Source organism: Aeromicrobium sp. (assembly GCF_037719875.1).
Taxonomy (GTDB): Bacteria; Actinomycetota; Actinomycetes; order Propionibacteriales; family Nocardioidaceae; genus Aeromicrobium.
On record NZ_JBBJMJ010000005.1, the window covers coordinates 45859 to 63995 of the forward strand.

General features: G+C 64.8%; 20 protein-coding genes and 1 tRNA gene. 1 reads left to right on the forward strand and 20 read right to left on the reverse strand.

Annotated elements, in window-relative coordinates; translation table 11 throughout:
- Positions 1-55 precede the first annotated feature (55 nt).
- The 20 genes from WKF39_RS06865 to WKF39_RS06960 all read right to left on the reverse strand — a co-directional run bounded on the left by WKF39_RS06865 (position 56) and on the right by WKF39_RS06960 (position 16833).
- Positions 56-1048, reverse strand: a complete 993-nt coding sequence (locus tag WKF39_RS06865; protein ID WP_340386715.1) for a hypothetical protein — start codon at positions 1046-1048, stop codon at positions 56-58.
- Entirely contained in the window at positions 1048-1557 is a 510-nt protein-coding gene (locus WKF39_RS06870) for a hypothetical protein (protein WP_340386717.1), read from the reverse strand. Before WKF39_RS06870 ends, WKF39_RS06865 begins: the two co-directional genes overlap by 1 nt.
- A 59-nt stretch (positions 1558-1616) precedes the next feature.
- Complete coding sequence (locus tag WKF39_RS06875) at positions 1617-2861, reverse strand: MlaD family protein (RefSeq protein ID WP_340386719.1); 1245 nt, start codon at positions 2859-2861, stop codon at positions 1617-1619.
- On the reverse strand, positions 2858-4195 hold the full coding sequence (locus WKF39_RS06880; RefSeq protein ID WP_340386720.1) for an MCE family protein: 1338 nt from the start codon (positions 4193-4195) through the stop codon (positions 2858-2860). The genes WKF39_RS06875 and WKF39_RS06880 overlap by 4 nt, the downstream gene beginning before the upstream one ends.
- A gap of 1 nt (position 4196) precedes the next feature.
- Positions 4197-5417 carry an MCE family protein gene (locus WKF39_RS06885; RefSeq protein ID WP_340386722.1) on the reverse strand — a complete coding sequence of 407 codons (1221 nt, stop codon included), beginning with the start codon at positions 5415-5417 and terminating at the stop codon, positions 4197-4199.
- The gene (locus WKF39_RS06890) at positions 5414-6415 is read right to left on the reverse strand and encodes an MCE family protein (RefSeq protein WP_340386724.1); all 1002 of its coding nucleotides are present in this window, start codon (positions 6413-6415) and stop codon (positions 5414-5416) included. Before WKF39_RS06890 ends, WKF39_RS06885 begins: the two co-directional genes overlap by 4 nt.
- Entirely contained in the window at positions 6415-7518 is a 1104-nt protein-coding gene (locus WKF39_RS06895; protein ID WP_340386726.1) for an MCE family protein, read from the reverse strand. The genes WKF39_RS06890 and WKF39_RS06895 overlap by 1 nt, the downstream gene beginning before the upstream one ends.
- Positions 7515-8948 (reverse strand): MCE family protein, encoded by a 1434-nt coding sequence (locus tag WKF39_RS06900; RefSeq protein ID WP_340386728.1) that lies wholly within the window; start codon positions 8946-8948, stop codon positions 7515-7517. The genes WKF39_RS06895 and WKF39_RS06900 overlap by 4 nt, the downstream gene beginning before the upstream one ends.
- A 3-nt stretch (positions 8949-8951) precedes the next feature.
- Complete coding sequence (locus WKF39_RS06905; RefSeq protein WP_340386730.1) at positions 8952-9797, reverse strand: ABC transporter permease; 846 nt, start codon at positions 9795-9797, stop codon at positions 8952-8954.
- 2 nt (positions 9798-9799) lie between these two features.
- Positions 9800-10519, reverse strand: a complete 720-nt coding sequence (locus WKF39_RS06910; RefSeq protein ID WP_340386966.1) for an ABC transporter permease — start codon at positions 10517-10519, stop codon at positions 9800-9802.
- Positions 10520-10630: 111 nt separating this feature from the next.
- On the reverse strand, positions 10631-11590 hold the full coding sequence (locus tag WKF39_RS06915; protein WP_340386732.1) for an ABC transporter ATP-binding protein: 960 nt from the start codon (positions 11588-11590) through the stop codon (positions 10631-10633).
- A 272-nt stretch (positions 11591-11862) separates the two neighbouring features.
- Entirely contained in the window at positions 11863-12252 is a 390-nt protein-coding gene (rplL, locus tag WKF39_RS06920) for a 50S ribosomal protein L7/L12 (protein WP_340386734.1), read from the reverse strand.
- A gap of 54 nt (positions 12253-12306) precedes the next feature.
- Complete coding sequence (gene rplJ / locus WKF39_RS06925) at positions 12307-12972, reverse strand: 50S ribosomal protein L10 (protein ID WP_340386736.1); 666 nt, start codon at positions 12970-12972, stop codon at positions 12307-12309.
- A gap of 248 nt (positions 12973-13220) precedes the next feature.
- Complete coding sequence (locus tag WKF39_RS06930) at positions 13221-14048, reverse strand: hypothetical protein (RefSeq protein ID WP_340386738.1); 828 nt, start codon at positions 14046-14048, stop codon at positions 13221-13223.
- 48 nt (positions 14049-14096) lie between these two features.
- Positions 14097-14222 carry a hypothetical protein gene (locus tag WKF39_RS06935; RefSeq protein ID WP_340386739.1) on the reverse strand — a complete coding sequence of 42 codons (126 nt, stop codon included), beginning with the start codon at positions 14220-14222 and terminating at the stop codon, positions 14097-14099.
- A gap of 163 nt (positions 14223-14385) precedes the next feature.
- Complete coding sequence (rplA, locus tag WKF39_RS06940; RefSeq protein ID WP_340386741.1) at positions 14386-15099, reverse strand: 50S ribosomal protein L1; 714 nt, start codon at positions 15097-15099, stop codon at positions 14386-14388.
- An 82-nt stretch (positions 15100-15181) separates the two neighbouring features.
- Positions 15182-15610 (reverse strand): 50S ribosomal protein L11, encoded by a 429-nt coding sequence (rplK, locus tag WKF39_RS06945; RefSeq protein ID WP_340386743.1) that lies wholly within the window; start codon positions 15608-15610, stop codon positions 15182-15184.
- A gap of 67 nt (positions 15611-15677) precedes the next feature.
- The gene (gene nusG / locus WKF39_RS06950; RefSeq protein ID WP_340386745.1) at positions 15678-16490 is read right to left on the reverse strand and encodes a transcription termination/antitermination protein NusG; all 813 of its coding nucleotides are present in this window, start codon (positions 16488-16490) and stop codon (positions 15678-15680) included.
- Between the two features lie 16 nt (positions 16491-16506).
- Entirely contained in the window at positions 16507-16728 is a 222-nt protein-coding gene (gene secE / locus WKF39_RS06955) for a preprotein translocase subunit SecE (protein ID WP_118394296.1), read from the reverse strand.
- Between the two features lie 32 nt (positions 16729-16760).
- Positions 16761-16833, reverse strand: a tRNA-Trp gene (locus WKF39_RS06960).
- 185 nt (positions 16834-17018) lie between these two features.
- Here WKF39_RS06960 and WKF39_RS06965 point away from each other — a divergent pair.
- A complete protein-coding gene (locus WKF39_RS06965) occupies positions 17019-18068 on the forward strand; it encodes an adenosine deaminase (protein ID WP_340386748.1) in 1050 nt (349 codons plus the stop codon).
- Positions 18069-18137 lie beyond the last annotated feature (69 nt).

Genomic DNA, 18137 nt, shown 5'->3' on the forward strand with positions numbered 1-18137 from the left:
GCGGAATGGCGCCGAGCCCGCAAGGCCCGGCAGGCCGTGGACCCGACTGAGCGACCTACAGCGCCCGGATGTTGTTGACGAGCCAGCCGTCGTCGGTCTTGACCATCGAGACCGAGATCCGATTGGCGAAGACCGTCGGCTGTTTCGACCCGCCGACGAGCCGTGCCTGGTCGACGAATACCAGCACGTTGGCCTTGGTCGCTGAACATTCGTCACCGCATCCCAGCACCGCGGCGTTGCGGGTCACCGCCTGGACGACGATCTTTCGCTGAGGCGCGAGCTCGGTCAACGCCGGCGCGATCTTGTCGAACTCCTTCGCGAACCTCGGGGTCATGAGGGCCTTGGAGGACGAGAGGTGCTCATCGAGCTCGTCAAAACGGAACGAGAAGATCGTCTCCGCTGCCGAGCCCGCGGCCGAGGACGCCTGCTCCTGCGATGTGGTGATGCCCTGTCCCCCGCCGCCGCCGCCGTCGCGCACATGAGACACCCCGTTGACGGTCAGCAGCACGCCGGCGACGATCGCGGCGAGCGCCACCAGAAAAGCCGGGATGAGCAGTCTCAGATCGCGACGGGTTCCGGTGCCGGAGCCGTCCGACGAGTCGGTGGACGGTCGTGCGACCGGAGTCTTGGGAGTTGGCCTCGGAGGTCGAACGACCTTGGCAGTCGTCGTAGATCTCGCCGCGGAGTCCTGCGTGGCCGACGTCGGAGTGGCAACCGCGTCCTTGACCGGAGCCTCGGGCGGGTTGGCCCTCTTGGCACCCGACTTCTTGGCCGGGGTCCTGGTCGCTGGCGCCTGCTTCGCGCGGGTCTGCCTGGCGCCGGTCTTCGTGACCGGAGCCTGCTCGGTGGGCGCCTGCTTCGCGCGGGTCTGCCTGGCGCCGGCCTTCGTGACCGGAGCCTGCTCGGTGGGCGCCTGCTTCGCTCCGGACTTCTTGACCGGGGCCTTCTTGACTGCGGGCCTCTTGGCCGGCGCCTTTTTGGCCGGCGCAGCCGGCTTGCTCTCGCCGGCGATCCTGCGCCGACGGACGGGTCCGTTGGAGTCGCTCATCAGTTGTCACCACCCTGGGGGCTGGGGGTCGTCGTCGACGGCACGGGTGTGGCCTGCGCGTCCACCGGTGCCACACTCTCGAACTTCGCCACGAGCCACTTGCTCTTGGTCTTGGTGAACGACACCTTCCAGCGGAAATGCCGCAGCACGGCTGCCTCGTTGTCGGTGTTGGAGATCTTGGCGTCGACCGCGATGATCGCCTCGGCCGAGTCCTTGTCGATGCTGTCGATCGCGACGCCCAGCACGTTGGCTCCGTCGCTGGTCTGCTTCTTGGTCTCCAACGCCTTGAAGATGGCGTCCGTGACCTCGACGAACTGTTTGGAGTATGCCGGTGTCAGCAGCCCTTTGACGCGCTTTTGATATTCGTCCAGGCGTGCCACGTCATAGGTGTTGTATGCCACCGCAAAATCGGTCGCCCGGGACGTCACCTCGTTGCGGTCGTTGTCGTCCCCACCACCCTTTGCAGAATCTTGGAGCAGCAGGACGCCACCGATCACACAGAGCACCACGCCGACAGCCGTGGCGACTACCAGGAGAGCGATGACTCGAGCGCGGCTGGACCTGACGGTCACTTTTGGACCGGGTCGAGCAGAAGCCACTTCCAGGAGTCCTTTCCGGTGGGCGTGGGGGCATCCGACACCGAAGGACCGGCGCCGTTGGTGACGGCCGTTCGCTCCAGGACAGTCTTGGAAACCTGCCGATCGATGTTGTTGTTGGGAACTTTACAGTCCACGTCCGTATCGAGCGCTCGGTCCTCGATGTCCGACTCCTCGCGACGCTCGCGGTAGCCCGAGGCTGCCCCACCGGTCTGGGCGTAGGTGCACAGCTTCGTGGTGTCGGTGAGCACGAGACCGAAGGTCGCGTTGTAGTCCTTGGTCACCTTCCCGTCCTTGACCACCGGGTCTACGACCGAGAACGACCCCTCCAGCAGATAGGGATAGAGGATGAAGGTTGTCTGCAGTCCGAGGACGTTCTTGGACAACGGCTTGTTGGCTATGACCAGATCCCTGACAGCGTTGCCGAGGTCGACCGAGTTCTCATCGACAACCTGCCGCAAGGTCCTGGCGCTCACGCTGCCCTTGTCGAACAGGCGGCGCAGATCCGGGTCGGCGTCCACCAGGCTGTCCGACAGCAGCGCGAGGTTCCTGGAGAAGGTTCCGAGCTGACCCTGCTTGTCGATCTGGGTCTGCAGGACCGAGGACGAGTCATTGATCAGGGCGCGGGTCACGTCGATGTTGTCGTCCGCTGCCTGGATGAACTCCGACGAGGTGTCGAGGATCGTGGCCAGGTCCGGGCCTGTGCCCTCAAATGCCTGTCCGAGCTCTTCGACGACCGTGCGCAGGCTGTCGGTGTTGACCGAGGAAACCAGCTTGTCGATGTCGACCAGCAGGGTCGTGGTGTCGATCGGGATGCGGGTGTCGGCCATCGAGATCGAAGAACCGCTCTTGAGGTATGGCCCCGAGTTGGCGCGCGGCTGCAGGTCGACGAACTGCTCACCGATGGCCGACTTGTTGGCCACGACCGCCAGGACGTCGGACGGGATCTTGGGTGCGCTGTTCTCGATGTCGAGAGTTGCCTGAACACCGCTGTCCTTGAAGTTCAACCGCTTGACCTTGCCGACCGGAATCCCTCGGTAGGTCACCTGGGCTCCGGCGAAGATCCCGCCGGAGTCCTTGAACTGGGCCGAGACCGGGAAGCTGCGGTCGACCACGAGTCGATCGATCTGGGCGTAGCGGCCACCGACGAACGCACCACCCAACACCGTGATGATCGCGAAGATCACCAGCTGGATCTTGGTGAATCTTGAAATCATGGTGCCACCGCCGGTTCAACGAGCAGTCGTTCGAAGTCGCTCGGCGCAGTGTCAGCGACCGCGACACGGCAATTGCCGAGCAGGGAGCAGACTCCGCCGGGGGCCTGTGACGTGGTGGTCGGCTTGGGCTTCGGCGTGCTGGAGGAGCCCGATCCGGGCGTCACGCCGGGCAGCTCGAGGCCGCCTGCTTGAGGCACCAGACCGGTGACGAGGTCGACCAGGTCCTGACCCGGCGCCGCTTCGGCCGCCGGGGCATTCGCGCCTGCAGGAAGCTCGAACCCACCCAGCAGATTCGCCAGCTGGGCGGCACTGATGTCGAGGCGGATCGACAAGTTGGCGAAGTCGCCGAAGCACGCACCTTGCTTGACGCCGCCGCCGGGGCCGTTCTGACACTTGCCCGAGGCCTTGGCAAAGGAGTTGCCCACGAATCCGTCGGTGAACGGATAGGTCAGCAGTGCCTTGGTTCCGAAGGCCAGGTCGTCCCCCGCCTTGGTCAGGTTGGTCAAGGTGGGGACGAGGGCGCGGAGGTTGGCGACTGTGTCGGCCTTGGAGTCGCGAATCACGCTGGTGGCGACATTGCTCAGCCGCTCCAACGACTGCAGGAGCTTGACCAGGTCGTCCCGCTGGTCGTTGATGACCCGGAGCGCGTCGGGCAGGTCGTCCAGCGCGCCGGTGATGGCTGCCTTCTGACCGTTCGTTGCGATCGCGAGGCGATTGACCTTCTCCAACGACGTGAGCAACGCAGCCTTGTTGTCATCGAGCTGGCCGATGAACGAGGAGGTCGACCGGAGGAGCTGCTTGACCTCGGGCTCGTTGCCGCCCAGAGCATTGTTGAGCTCCTTGACGATGGTGTTGGTCTTCTCGAGCCCACCACCGTTGAACAGCAGCGATGCCGCGCCGAGGACTTCCTCGAGCTCGGGGTTGCGACCCGAGCGGTCGAGCGGGATCGTGTCGCCGTTCCCGAGCTGGCCGACGGGAGCCACTTCCGGCGGTGCGAGCGAGACGAACTTCTCGCCCAGCAGGCTGGTCTGGCGGATCGTCGCCTCCGCGTTGTCGGGCAGGATGGCGTCCTTGTTGACCTCGATCGTGACGACCGCGGTCCAGCCATTGAGCTTGATGTCGGTGACCTTGCCGACCGCGATGTCGTCGACCCGGACCGCACTTTGCGGCACGAGGTCGAGCACGTCACGGAACTGGACCTTGACGGAGTAGGGCTTGTCGCCGAGGTTGGCGCCACCAGGCAGGGGCAGCTTGTAGGGCGAGAAACCGCAGCCGCTGAGCGCGAGGGCCGCCGCCGCTGTGACCGCCCCGGCACGAAGGAATCTGATGTTCATGTCAGTTCACCGCCAGCATGTCGGCGAGCGAGTCATTGACCAGCTCGGGGGCGGGGGCCGCCGATGAGGACGAGGGTGCGGTCCGAGGAAGGCCGGGCAGCTCGGGCACAGCGGGAGCGCCGCCCCCGAGAATGTCGGTCAGGGACGTGCACAGCCCGTTGCCGTCCACAGTCTCCCCGAGCAGGTTGCAGACCAGACCTTCGGGATTGGTGGCGATGCCACCGAACAAGTCGGCGAAGTCGGCCCTGGTGTCCAGCGTGCCGGGGATGTTGCCCTGGGGGCTCTCGAGACCGTTGTACGCCAGGGACACGTTGGTCAGAGCTGTGGGCGCGGCGACGGTGATCTCCTCGAGATCGTCCTTGTGCTTGGCCAGCAACGCAGCGAGCGAGGCGATGTTGTCGATGTTGCTCCGGAGCTTGCCACGGTTCTCCTTGACGAGGGAGTTGACGTCGACCAGCGCGAGACTGAGCGCCTTGAGGGTCGCCTCGAGGTCGTCCCGCTCGCCGGCCAGCACCGTCGACACCTGCGCCGTGCTGTCGTTGAACGACCGTACGGCGGAGTCGTTGGTCTTGAGCAGGCTCACGAACTCCTCGACCTCACGCAGGCTGCCGAACAGCTCTTCCTTGTTGTTGGACAGCGTCGTGCTGAGCTTGCCGAAGTTCTGGATCGTCTCGTTGAGCTGAGCACCCTGGCCGTCGAGCTGGGCGGCCGTACCGTCGATGAGCTTGCTCAGCGAGCCCTCCTTGTTGGCCCCCTCGGGTCCGAGTGCGACCGAGAGGTCGTCGAGCGACTTGTAGACCTGGTCGAGCTCGATCGGGACTGCCGTGCGGTCCACCGGCAGGAACGCGTCGTCCTTGAGCACCGCTCCATTGCCGTCGTAGGCGGGAGCGAGCTGGATGAACCGATCGCCGACGATCGACGGTGAGACCACGACGGCCTTGACGTCGTTGGGCAGGCGGTGCTTGCCGTCGTAGGAGACCTTGGCACGTACGACATCGCCGCGGGGGGTCAGGCTCTCCACTCGGCCGACGGGCACGCCGAGCACCTTGACGTCCGATCCCTCGTAGACCGAGTTGGTCTGCTCGAAGTCGATCGTGATGTAGCGCTTGTCGTCCCCGCTGGTGACCACCAGGGCCACCGCGGCGACCAGAGCGAGCACGACCAGCACTGTTGCCACCTTGGAGATGCCGGCGAACCGTTGGGCGAATCCTGACGAACTCATGGGGTTCCCCCGTTCAGCGCGTCTCGCAGTTGCTGGGCAAGTCCTGCCGAGACGTTCGTCGTTCCTCCGAGGTAGTTGTCGAACCAGGGTCCGGTGCCCAGGGCGTTGGAGAACACCCGGGTGAATGTCGGGTAGGTGCGAAGCGCCTCATCGAGACTGGCCTCGTTGCGACGCAGCAACGTCGTCACGACATCGAGCTGATCGAGAGCCGGCTTGAGGTTGGAGCGGGTGTCCTTGACGAGCCCCCGCAGCTGGGTCGAGATCGACTGGGTCGAGACCAGCAGGCGGTGGATCGAGTCGCGACGCTCGCTGATCGCCCGGAACAGGACATCGGAGTCCTTGAACAGGGTCACCAGCTCGTCGTTGCGCGAGTTGAGCACACCGGAGACCTTCTTGAGGCTGACCAGCAGCGTATTGATCTCATCGTCACGGACAGCCAGGTTGCGCGACAGGTTCGAGACGCCCTCGATGGCCCCCCGAAACTCTTCGGGGGTGCTGGCCGAGACATCCGCCAGCGTGTCGAGCGCTGCAGAGAGCTGTGGCACGTCGAGTGCATCGGTGGTCTTGCTGAGCTCGGAGAATGCCTCCACGACGTCATAGGGCGCGATCGTGCGCTCCAGCGGGATGACACTGCCCTTGGGCAGCTGGCCCGGCCCCTTGGGTGTGATCGCGAGGAACTGCGCACCCAGCAACGTACGAACGCGGATGTCAGCACCGGACTCGGTGCCGAACTCCGTACCCTTGTCGATCTTGAACGTCACTCGCACCTTGGCACCCTTGAGCTCGATGCCCTGGACCTTGCCGATCGACACACCGGCCACCCGGACCTCGTTGCCGGACTTGAGCGCACCGATCTCGGCGAAGTCGGCGTGATAGGTGTCGCCACTGCCGATGATCGGCAGCTGATCGGCACGGAAGGCGCCCAACATCATCAGGGCAATCACCGAGATGCCGATGACACCGATGATCACCGGATTGCGTTCGCGGAAGGGTTTCATTATGCGACTCCCGGATAGGCCGGCTGGTCACACCGTGGGACGCCCTCGCCGGCGTTGACGTCAGCCAGGTCGAGCGGAGTCTCCGGGAGCACCACGACGCCGCCGATCTTGATCTCCGGAATGGTGACGCTGCCCTTCAGGTTGCAGAGGAAGAAGTTGAACTCACTGCCCGACGAGGCCAGGTTGCCGATCTTCTGGAGCTTGATCGGCAGGATCTTGATCGAGCTCTCAAGTGTTGAGAGGTTCTTTTTCGACGACAGGTTCCGGGTCAGCCCTCTGAGCTGCTTGATGTCCTCGGTCAGCGCCGGCCGGCCCTGCACCAATAGGTCCGAGGTCTCGTCGGTCAGGTCCGAGATGGCATCGACCGAGTCGAGGATCGCATTGCGGTCGGTCTTGAGACCGGTCACGAACTGTTGGAGCGTGTCGATCGTCTCGGTCAGCTCCTGGTCGCGGCTGCCGACTGTGTCCAGGACCTCACTGAGGTTGCTGATGACATCGCCGATCAGCTGGTCACGTCCGGCCAGGGTGTTGGTCAGTGAAGACGTGCGCGCCAGCAGGTTCTCGACATTGCCGCTCTCACCCTGCAGGGTCTGCACGATCTCGTAGGCGAACTTGTTGGTGTCGCCGGGCGAGAGTGCCTGGAACACCGGCTTGAAGCCGTTGAGCAGCACGTTGAGGTCCAGCGCATCCTGAGTGCGGCTCTGCGGGATCGTCGAGCCAGCCTTGAGGGTTGCCTTGGCGCCGTCAGCGCCCTGGCTCAGGGCGACGTAGCGCTGACCGACCAAGTTGCGGAACTTGATCGTCGCATTGGTGTTGTTGGTCAGCGGGACATCAGAGTTGACGCCGAATGTCACCAGGGCCTTGTCGCGCTTGATGATCTCGACCTTCTTGACCGAGCCGACTGCGACACCCGCGATGCGGACGTCGTCGCCCTTGGCCATGCCTGTGACGTCACCGAACACCGCTTTGTATTCCTTGCGGTCGCTGCCGATGGAGCCGTTGCTCAGCGTCAGGGCGAGGACCAGCGTGGACAGTCCGGTGAAGGCGAAGAAGATTCCCAGCTTGACCAGGGCGCCGATGGATTCGCGGTCGATCTGCTTCATTTGAGCTCCACCGCCGATCCGCGGAGCATCGAGCTGACCAGCAACGGCCCGATGTCGGGAACGCTGGAGGGTGACATGCCGAGGGTCGACCCCAGCAGGACGTTGAGCTCAGAGCGCTCGCTCGCGGAGTCGATGCCATCGACACTCGGCTGCACGACGCCCTGGAGGGAGGCGCTCGACGCGGCCGGGCGGTTGGCGAAGTCCTGCGGCGTGCCGAACTTGGCGTGGTCCGTCTTGATCCCGATCAGCTTGTAGACATCGGCCGGGATCGAGAACGGATTCTCCTGAGAAGAGAACTTCTTCTCAGCCGCTGCGCTCTTGTTGATCTTGTTGAGATCGAGGCAGGTCGGTTGAGCGGCGTTGTTGGCGCGGATGTCATCACCGGACTTGGGCGCCGCGCCCCGGGTCGCTGCGTCGAACTTGTCCTGCGTCACGACGAGCTTCTCATTGGGTGCGTAGGCGTCCGGCTGGGGGATGACCTCGACATTGATGTGCAGGCGACCACCACGGAAGGCGCTGTCGAGCCGGGGGATGATGTTGCGCATCGCGCCGAGGAAGCACGGGAAGGTCGAGGAGTATTCACCGATGGTCTCCAGGACCGGCCGGCCGTCCTTGGCCAGCGTCACGAAGTTCTCGCCGTTGTCCTTGGTGAACTCGGTCAGGGTGTTGGACAACCGGGTTCCTTCGTCGAAGAATGCGGCCAGCTGGGACTTCTTGGCGACGATTGTGTTGCCCGTGACGACGGAGTTGCGCAGCAGGCGACCGAGGTCAGGTATCGCATTGGCATAACCGTCGGCCACGGTGCCGAGCTTGACGAGGTCGTCGACCAGCTGTGGGACATCGGGGTTGGTCTTCTGCAGATAGCTGTTGGTCTGGACCAGCGTCTCCCCGAGCTGCGTGCCGCGACCCTCGAGGGCACTCGACACCGCGCTCAGAGTGTAGGAAAGGTTGGCGGGGTCGACCGCGTCGAGCAGGGGATAGAGGTCGTTGAGGAGAGTCTCGACCTCGATCGGCACATCGGCCTTGGTGATCGTGTCGCCGGCCTGCAGCGACTCACCGGTGTCGACCGCCGGCGGGATGAGCGCGACGTACTTCTCACCGAACAGTGTCTTGGGGATGAGCTGAGCGCTGACGCCCTTGGGCACGTCCTTGATCATCTTGGGGTTCATTGCGAGCAGCAGCTTGACACCCTCACCGTCCGGCTCGACCTTGCGAACCTCACCGACGATCATGCCGCGCAACTTGATGTCGGCGTTCTGAGGCAGGTTGACTCCGACCGTGTCGGTCTTGAGGGTCACCGCGTCATAGTCGACGAACGCCTTGGTGAAGAACGCGTAGGTGACCCAGATGAAGAAGATGAGCATCGCGATGAACGCGGCGCCGAGGAGCTTGAGAGAGCTCGAGCGCTCGAGCACAGCTGTGCGGGGCATGGGTCAACCCGCCAATCTGACAGTCACGTTGGTGCCCCAGATCGCCATCGAGGCGAGCAGGTCGACCACGTTGATGGCCACGATGGACGTACGCACCGCGAGGCCGACGGCGACGCCGACGCCTGCGGGTCCACCGCTCGCGTAGTAGCCGTAGTAGCAGTGGATCAAGATCACGACGATCGCGAAGATGAGCACCTTGGCGAATGACCACAGCACATCGCCGGGTGGCAGGAAGGTCGTGAAGTAGTGATCGTATGTGCCCGGACTTTGCCCGTTGATCTGCGTGATGGTCAGCCTCGTGGCGAAGTAGGAGGACAGCAGGCCCACGATGTAGAGCGGGACGACGGCGATCAGCCCGGCGATGACCCGGGTCGTCACGAGGAAGGGCAGCGACGGGATCGCCATGACCTCGAGGGCGTCGACCTCTTCGCTGATGCGCATGGCGCCCAGCTGCGCGGTGAAGCCGCAGCCAACGGTCGCGGCAAGCGCGATGCCCGCAACGATCGGCGCGATCTCGCGAGTGTTGAAGTAGGCCGAGACGAAACCGGTCAGCGCGGCGGTGCCGAGCTGGTCGAGGGCCGCGTAGCCCTGGATGCCGACCTCGGTGCCGGTGAAGAAGCACATTGCGGTGATGACGCCGACCGTGCCGCCGATGACCGCGAGCGAGCCGGAACCCAGCGTGACCTCGGCGAGGAGACGCACGATCTCCTTGCCGTAGTTCTTGATCGTGCGTGGGACTGACGCGAAGACCCGGATGTAGAAGAGCATCTGGCGGCCGAGGCCGTCGATCGCGCCACTGGCCTTGCCGGGCAGCGCGCTGACTGCGGACAGAGCTGTCTTGTCGGCCATCGTCACATCCCCTTCGGTGGCACGAGCTGGATGTAGATGGCTGAGATGAAGAAGTTGACGATGAACAGCAGGGTGAACGTGATGACCACTGCCTCGTTGACGGCGTCACCGACGCCCTTGGGTCCGCCCTTGGCGTTCATGCCCTTGTAGGAGGCGACGATCGCGGCGAGGAATCCGAATATCAGGGCCTTGACCATGCCTTGATACATGTCTGGCAGCTGCGCGAGCGCGGTGAAGGACGCCAGATAGGCCCCGGGGGTGCCGTCCTGGAGCACGACGTTGAAGACGTAGCCACCGGCCACCCCGACCACCGTGACGATGCCGTTGAGGAACACTGCGACCAGCATGCAGGCCAGGACGCGCGGGACCACGAGGCGCTGGATCGGGTCGATGCCCAGCACCATCATGGCGTCGAGCTCTTCACGGATGCGGCGGGCGCCGAAGTCGGCCGCGATGGCCGATCCGGCCGCGCCGGCGATCAGGAGCGCACACGCGATGGGGCCGGCCTCGCGTACGACGGCGAGGACCGCGGCCGAGCCGGTGAATGATTGCGCGCCGAACTGCTTGATCAGGCCACCGACCTGCAGCGCGATGACTGCGCCGAACGGGATCGAGACGAATGCAGTCGGGACGATCGTCACCTTGACGATGAACCACGCCTGGAGCAGAAACTCCTTGAGCTGGAACGGACGACGGAACAAAGCCATCAACACGTCCAGCATGAAGGCGAACAGATTGCCGGCAACTCTTGCAGGTCCGGCGACGACGGTTGCGCTCACGCCACTACCTCCCGGCTCGCGGAGAGGGTGGGGAGACGCCTTGCTGGCGCCAGGTCACGCAGCACCGCCAGCAGCCAACGGCATCTTCTTCCCGAACGAACCCTCGGGGGCGGTCACGCCGTTCTGTTCGCACCAGGCTCCAGCCTCGCGCTGCGCCCGGCGGGGGCGACCGTCTGACGGCTCGAGCTGCATCGGGACCGGCGGCAGCGGAGGCATCTCGATGCCCTCCTCGCTGGCCAGCTCGTCGGCGTCCTTCTCCTCGGACATGCCGATCGGACCCACGGTCTGCGCATTCAGGAACTGCGCCACGACCGGCTCATCGGAGGTCAACAGCATCTCGCGCGGCCCGAACATCGCGAGGTGCTTGTGATAGAGCAGCCCGATGTTGTCCGGCACGGTGCGGGCGGTGTTGACATCGTGGGTCACGATGAGGAACGTCGCGTCGATCTGGGCGTTCAGGTCGATGAACAGCTGGTTGATGTATGAGGTGCGGACCGGGTCGAGACCGGAGTCGGGCTCGTCGATCAGCAGGATCTCGGGGTCGAGCACGAGGGCGCGAGCCAGGCCAGCGCGCTTGCGCATACCGCCGGAGATCTCACCGGGCAGCTTGTTCTCAGCGCCGACGAGTCCGGTCAGCTCCATCTTGTCCATCACGATGGTTCGGATCTCGGACTCTTTTTTGTCCGTGTGCTCGCGCAGGGGGAAGGCGACATTGTCGAACAGGTCCATCGAGCCGAACATCGCACCGTCCTGGAACAGGACGCCGAACAGCTTGCGGATCTCGTAGAGATCCTTCTCCTTGCAGTTGGCGATGTCGGTGCCCTCAATCCACACGTGGCCCTCGTTGGGCTTGAGCAGACCGATCAGGGTCTTGAGGAAGACGGACTTGCCCGTTCCCGAAGGCCCGAGCATCACCGAGATCTCACCGGCAGGCAACGTCAGCGAGACGTCCTTCCAGATCAGCGAACTACCGAAACTCTTGGTCAGGTTTTCGACGACAACTTCAACGCCCACGGACGCCCCTCCTTGCTCTCCGCGGTCTGCCGGCGACTTCCGACAGAACTCCCTCATCCTAGGTCTGTGTGACCGCGAACACAGAGACTAACGAAAATCAGTAACTCAAGTTACGGATTTGCGACGCCTAGTGACTCACAGGTAACAACCGGGGATCCGGTGCAACATACCTTAGGTAACTCTGAGTGACAAACGTGATGTGCGCCACTCGAAACTGACAAAGGCGCCCCTCCCGAAGGAAGGGCGCCCTTGAAAAGGGATTCAGCGAGGTGTCACTTGACCGTGACGCTGGCGCCGGCAGCCTCGAGGGCGTCCTTGGCCTTTTCGGCTGCTTCCTTGTTGGCCTTCTCCAGGACAGGCTTCGGAGCGCCTTCGACGAGGTCCTTGGCCTCCTTGAGACCGAGTCCGGTGATCGTACGGACTTCCTTGATGACCTGGATCTTCTTCTCGCCGGCACCTTCGAGGATGACGTCGAACTCGTCCTGCTCAGCAGCTTCCTCGCCGGCAGCAGCGCCACCAGCAGCGGGAGCGGCAGCCGCGGCAACCGGAGCGGCAGCGGTGACGTCGAACGTGTCCTCGAACTCCTTGACGAACTCGGAGAGCTCGATGAGGGTCATTTCCTTGAATGCATCCAGCAGATCGCCGGTGCTGAGCTTCGCCATGGTGGCGTCCTTCCGTTATGAGACCCCGAGGGGGTCCCGATGTGAATCGGGCTTTCAGCCCTCGGTCGTCTCGGCGTCGGCAGACGCCTCGACAGGGGCGGCGTCGGCGGGTGCCTCGGCCGGAGTTTCTGCTTCTGCCGACTCGGCCGCGGGGGCCTCCTCGACAGGGGCGGCGGGCGCGGGGCCTGCTGCCAGAACCGACGGATCGCTCTCGGCCTTCGCCTGCAGTGCACCGAGAACTCGGGCAGCCTGCGACAGCGGGGCGTTGAACAGCGATGCGGCGTTCGTGAGGCTGGCCTTCATGCCACCTGCGAGCTTGGCGAGGAGGACCTCGCGCGACTCGAGGTCGGCCAGCTTGTTGATCTCCTCAGCAGTGAGGATCTTCCCGTCGAGGAAGCCCCCCTTGATGATGAGCGGCGTGTTGGCCTTCGCAAAGTCACGCAGACCCTTGGCCGCCTCAACCGCATCGCCCTTGATGAAGGCAATGGCGGTCGGACCGGTGAGGAGGTCGGTGTCGAGCTCCACTCCTGCGTCCTTGGCGGCGATCTTGGTCAACGTGTTCTTGGCGACGGCATAGCTTACGTTCGCACCGAGGGTCTGCCGCAGTTCCTGCAGCTGCTTCACGGTGAGACCGCGGTACTCGGTGAGAACAGCACCGTTCGACTCGCGAAAGTTGTCTGCGAGCTCGGCAACGGCGGCTGTCTTGTCCGGGTTTGCCATGGGTCTCCTTCCAGCACATGGGTCGTACGAAGACTGCGACCCCATGTGCGTACACGGGCCCGACACGAAAAAACGTCCCGGCACAAGGCGCGGGACGTTGAGTGGAACCAACATTCGCAACCTGCGCGGGTCGCCCTTCCGGGCGCTTCGTGCGACTCCGAGGAGTCACCGACCAGCGGTCTTCGGTAGGTCCAGAATAGGGCACCGCTCCGCGCCGACCAAATCGTCGGCGCAGGGCAGCGCAGGCTTCAGGCGCCGGTGGCGCCGCTCAGCAGCTTCGAGATGTCTTGGTCGGAGATCTCGTCGGGCGCCGGGGCCTCGATGTCGACCGGCTCGCCCCACTTGGAATAGTCGACCGTGACCTTTGAGCCGGCCACGGCGGTCACGATGCGCCGCGGCAGGTCGTCGGACCCGACGAACAACGTGTAGGTCAGCGTCTTGGGGATCGCGGTGCTACCACCCTGAGGGAGGTCGGCCATTCCGGGAATCTTGGCTGTCTCGACGACGATCTCGTACGGCTGGGCGTCGACCCCGTCCAGCTTTTGCGGACTGCCCTTCTTGTCGAAGGACTTGACGGCCTCGGCGAACTGCCCCAGCTGCTTGGACGGGTCCATCTGCTCGGCGAGCTTTCCGTACTGCTTGGCGATCGGGTTGCTCTCGTCGGTCAGGTCGATCTTGGCGAACTTGCCCTTCGTCGCCTCGCCGAGGCTGAGATAGAGGGTCTCGTCGACCAGACGCATGTCGAACTTGCCAGCGCCTGCCGCGCCCATGTCCATCACCAACGCCATCGAGGTGCTGGCGGCGTCGGAGCCGACCTCGACGTCGCCTTCGCCCTTGATGCTCTGGCCCCCGATGCCGACGTCCATCACGACGTGGCTGGTCTTGGCCTCGGCCTGAGCCGCGGTCACGACCTCGGCGAAGTTGGCCTTCGTCAGCTCGTTGCTGGCCGAACTCGATGCCGACGACCCTTTGGAGTCACCAGAGGCCTTGTCTTCCTTGTCGCCACAGGCCGACAGGGCCAGGCCCGCCACCAGGAGGGCGGCGGTCAGCATGGAGGACGTGCGCGAGAGCTTCATGGGATCAGCATAGAAGACCGACAACGTGTCCGAAAGGCCAGGTGCGGATCAGGTGCCACCGGTGAGCGCCGGCTCGCGCACGACATCGATGTCCTGTGGCTCCTGGATCTCGAACTGCCTGCCGAAGTCGGTCAGGTCGACCCGACCGACTGCGCTGTCGACCCGAAATTCCATCCGGCGAGCAGGTGGTCGTCGCCACCACCGCACTGGTGAGCAGCAGGAGGCCGAGGACGCCGGCCACCATACGAAGGGACACGCCGAACCTCCCGGAGACGACACCGGCCCTACGCTGACGTGAGTCACGTCAGCGTAGGGCCAGCAGGAGTCGTGCGGCGGCTCAGGCCTCGTCGACGGTGTAAGCCTTGGTGCGGCTCGGGTCGACCGGGACGCCCGGACCATTGGTCGTGGAGACCGTGATCTTCTTGACGTAGCGGCCCTTGGAGCTGGAAGGCTTGAGGCGCAGGACCTCGTCGAGCGCAGCGCCGTAGTTGTCGGCGAGCTGCTCGGCGGTGAACGACGCCTTGCCGATCACGAAGTGCAGGTTGGCATGGCGATCGACACGGAACTCGATCTTGCCGCCCTGGATGTCCGAGACGGCCTTGGCCACATTGGTCGTGACGGTGCCCGTCTTGGGGTTGGGCATCAGGTTGCGCGGTCCGAGCACGCGGCCGAGGCGACCGACCTTGCCCATCATGTCTGGCGTGGCGACGACGGCGTCGAAGTCGAGCCAACCTTCGTTGACCTTGTCGACCAGCTCGTCGGCGCCGACGAAGTCAGCACCGGCCTCACGTGCGGCCTCGGCGTTGGCGCCGGTGGCGAAGACCAGGACCCGTGAGGTCTTGCCCGTGCCGTGGGGGAGGTTGACGGTGCCGCGCACCATCTGGTCGGCCTTGCGGGGGTCGACGCCAAGACGCATGGAGACGTCCACGGTCGAGTCGTACTTCTTGCTCCCCGACTCCTTGGCCAGCGTGGTGGCCTGGAGAGGTGTGTAGAGGCTGTCTTTGTCGATCTTGTCGGCGACCGCTCGGTACGCCTTGCTGTGCTGTGCCATGTCTGGTCTTCCTTCTGTGTGAACCAGTTGTGGTCTGAACGGGCCCAGCGGGCCCTGCCACGTCTGCTGGGGTGGGGTGTTGTCAGTCGGTCGTGACGCCCATCGAGCGCGCAGTGCCCTCGACGATCTTCATGGCCGAATCGATATCGGTCGCGTTGAGATCGGGCAGCTTGGTCGTGGCGATCTCGCGGATCTGGTCCTTGGAGATCTTGCCGACCTTGTCCTTGTGCGGGACGGGCGAGCCCTTCTTGAGGCCCGCAGCCTTCTTGATCAGCTCAGCCGCCGGAGGCGTCTTGGTGATGAAGGTGAAGGTGCGGTCTTCATAGATCGTGATCTCGACCGGGACGACGTTGCCACGCATGGCTTCTGTGGCCGCGTTGTAGGCCTTGCAGAACTCCATGATGTTGACGCCGTGGGGGCCGAGCGCGGTGCCGACGGGCGGCGCCGGGTTGGCCATACCGGCCTGCAGCTGCACCTTGACGATGGCTGCGACTTTCTTCTTGGGAGGCATTTCTCGGGTCCTTGACTGCTGAATTGTTTGTGCGGGGTGTTGGTGCGGTGTGCGTGAACCGGTTGGCTCAGACCTTCTGGATCTGGGTGAAGCTGAGCTCGACCGGGGTTTCGCGGCCGAAGATCTCCACAAGGGCCTTGACCCTCTGTGCGTCGATGTTGATCTCCGTGATGGTCGCGTGCAGCGTGGCGAACGGTCCGTCGACGACCATGACGGAGTCGCTGACGACGAAGTCGGTGAACTCGACCTTGGAGGCCTTCGCCTGCTGCTGATCGGGGGCGTCGGCCGCAGTTGCGACCTCTGCCTCCACTGCCGGGGCGAGCATGCTCTCGACCTCGGCAAGACTGAGGGGTACGGGCTGGTGGGAGTTGCCCACGAACCCGGTGACGGACGGCGTGTGGCGGACGACGCCCCACGACTCGTCGGTGAGGTCCATGCGGACCAGGACGTAGCCGGGGAGCACGGTGCGCTTGACGAGCTTGCGCTGGCCGTTCTTGATCTCGGCGACCTCTTCGGTGGGCACGACGACCTCGAAGATGTAGTCCTCGGCGTTGAGCGAGGTCACCCGGTTCTCCAGGTTGGACTTCACCCGCTTCTCCATGCCCGAGTAGGTGTGGACGACATACCAGTCGCCGAACTGGCTGTAGAGGCGAGCCTTGAACTCCTGGAGGGCATCCGCGACCGGCTCGGCCTCAGCCTCGTCGACCGGCGCGTCCTCGGGGACGCCACCATCGGCCGACTCGTCGCCGACCGCATCCTCGACGGGTGCGTCGGGGGTCGCCGCCGGGGCGACCGATTCGTCGGCCGGAGCGGTCGCCGAATCGAGCTCGGAGACCTCGGTGGTCTCAGAGCTGGTCGAGGGGTCGATACCTTGAGTCACAGTGTTCCTTTGGTTGCTACGCGAAGATCCAGAAAGCGGCCTTGCCGAACCCGTAATCGAGTCCGGCGACGATGGCCATCATGACGAGCACGAACACGAGAACGACCCAGAAGTAGTTGACGACCTGCGGGCGGGTCGGCCAGACCACCTTGCGGAGCTCGGCGATCACCTGTCGGTAGAACGTGATCGGCGACGTGCGTTTGCCGGATGTGCCGGCCAGCTCGTGACGGTCGCTCACGGTACTCCTTCGTTCTTCGTTGTCATGTCTCGCAGGGCAGGAGGGACTTGAACCCCCAACCTTCGGTTTTGGAGACCGATGCTCTGCCAGTTGAGCTACTGCCCTCAGTCAATCCCGCTCACCGCCCCACCCTGCTTCGGGCATGACGATCTAGAGTGAGAATTCACCGGTCCGTCAAGTGTACGGGTTGCTGACTGCCCCCGTCGAACCGAGTCAGCCGGGCCATGACGTCGACAGGGCGGTCGGGCCAAGGCCCGTGCGGGCTGGGCCCGGGTGGCAGGATGACGCCTGTGTCGATCGGTCGTGGTGAGCGCAGATCGCTCGAGGCCTTGCCCAAGGCCCACCTGCACCTGCACTTCACCGGATCGATGCGGCACGGGACGTTGCTGGAGCTCGCGGAGCGGGACAACATCAGTCTGCCCGCATCGCTGACCGAGGACTGGCCGCCCGAGCTGAGCACAGCCGACGAAAAGGGCTGGTTCCGGTTCCAACGCCTCTACGACGTCGCACGATCAGTTCTTCGAACCGAGGACGACGTGCGCCGACTCGTGGTCGAGGCCGCGCAGGACGATGCCGCGGATGGCTCGGTCTGGACCGAGATCCAGGTCGACCCCTCGGGCTACGCCGCGCGATTCGGCGGGATCACAGCCTTCACGGACCTGGTCATCGATGCGGTGCGTGATGCCTCCCAGCGCGTGGGGATCGGCATGGGCCTCGTCGTGGCGGCCAACCGCACCCGCCACCCGATGGACGCGCGTACGCTCGCCCGGCTCGCGGCCCAGTACGCCGGACGGGGGGTGATCGGCTTCGGGTTGTCCAACGACGAGCGCCGCGGCGACACCTCGGCCTTCGGGCCGGCCTTCGCCATCGCCGATCGGGCCGGACTGGCGCTCCTGCCGCACGGGGGTGAGCTGCGCGGTCCCGAGCACATCACGCAGTGTCTCGACCACCTGCACCCCAGCCGGCTGGGGCACGGAGTGCGCTCCGCCGAGAGCGCCGCCGTGCTCGACCGGCTCGCCGACGACGGCGTGGCCCTCGAGGTGTGCCCGACCTCGAACGTGTCGCTCGGAGTCTTCAGCACGCTGGAAGAGGTGCCGGTCCGCCAGCTCATGCATGCCGGCATCGACGTCGCCCTCGGCTCGGATGACCCGCTCCTGTTCGGCTCACGGCTGGCCGGACAGTACGCCGTGCTGCGGGCTGCGCAGGACTTCGACGACGCCGAGCTGGCCGAACTCGCCCGAATGTCGGTCCGCAGGTCGTACGCTCCATCTGACGTGATGGGCGCGAGCCTCTCGCGCATCGACCGGTGGCTGTCCGCCACGCCTGACGAAGGGAGCTGAGTGTCGATGTCGGCGCCCTCCCCCTACTCGTATCCGTACTCGTACCCTCATCCCGCTCCGAGGCCCCAG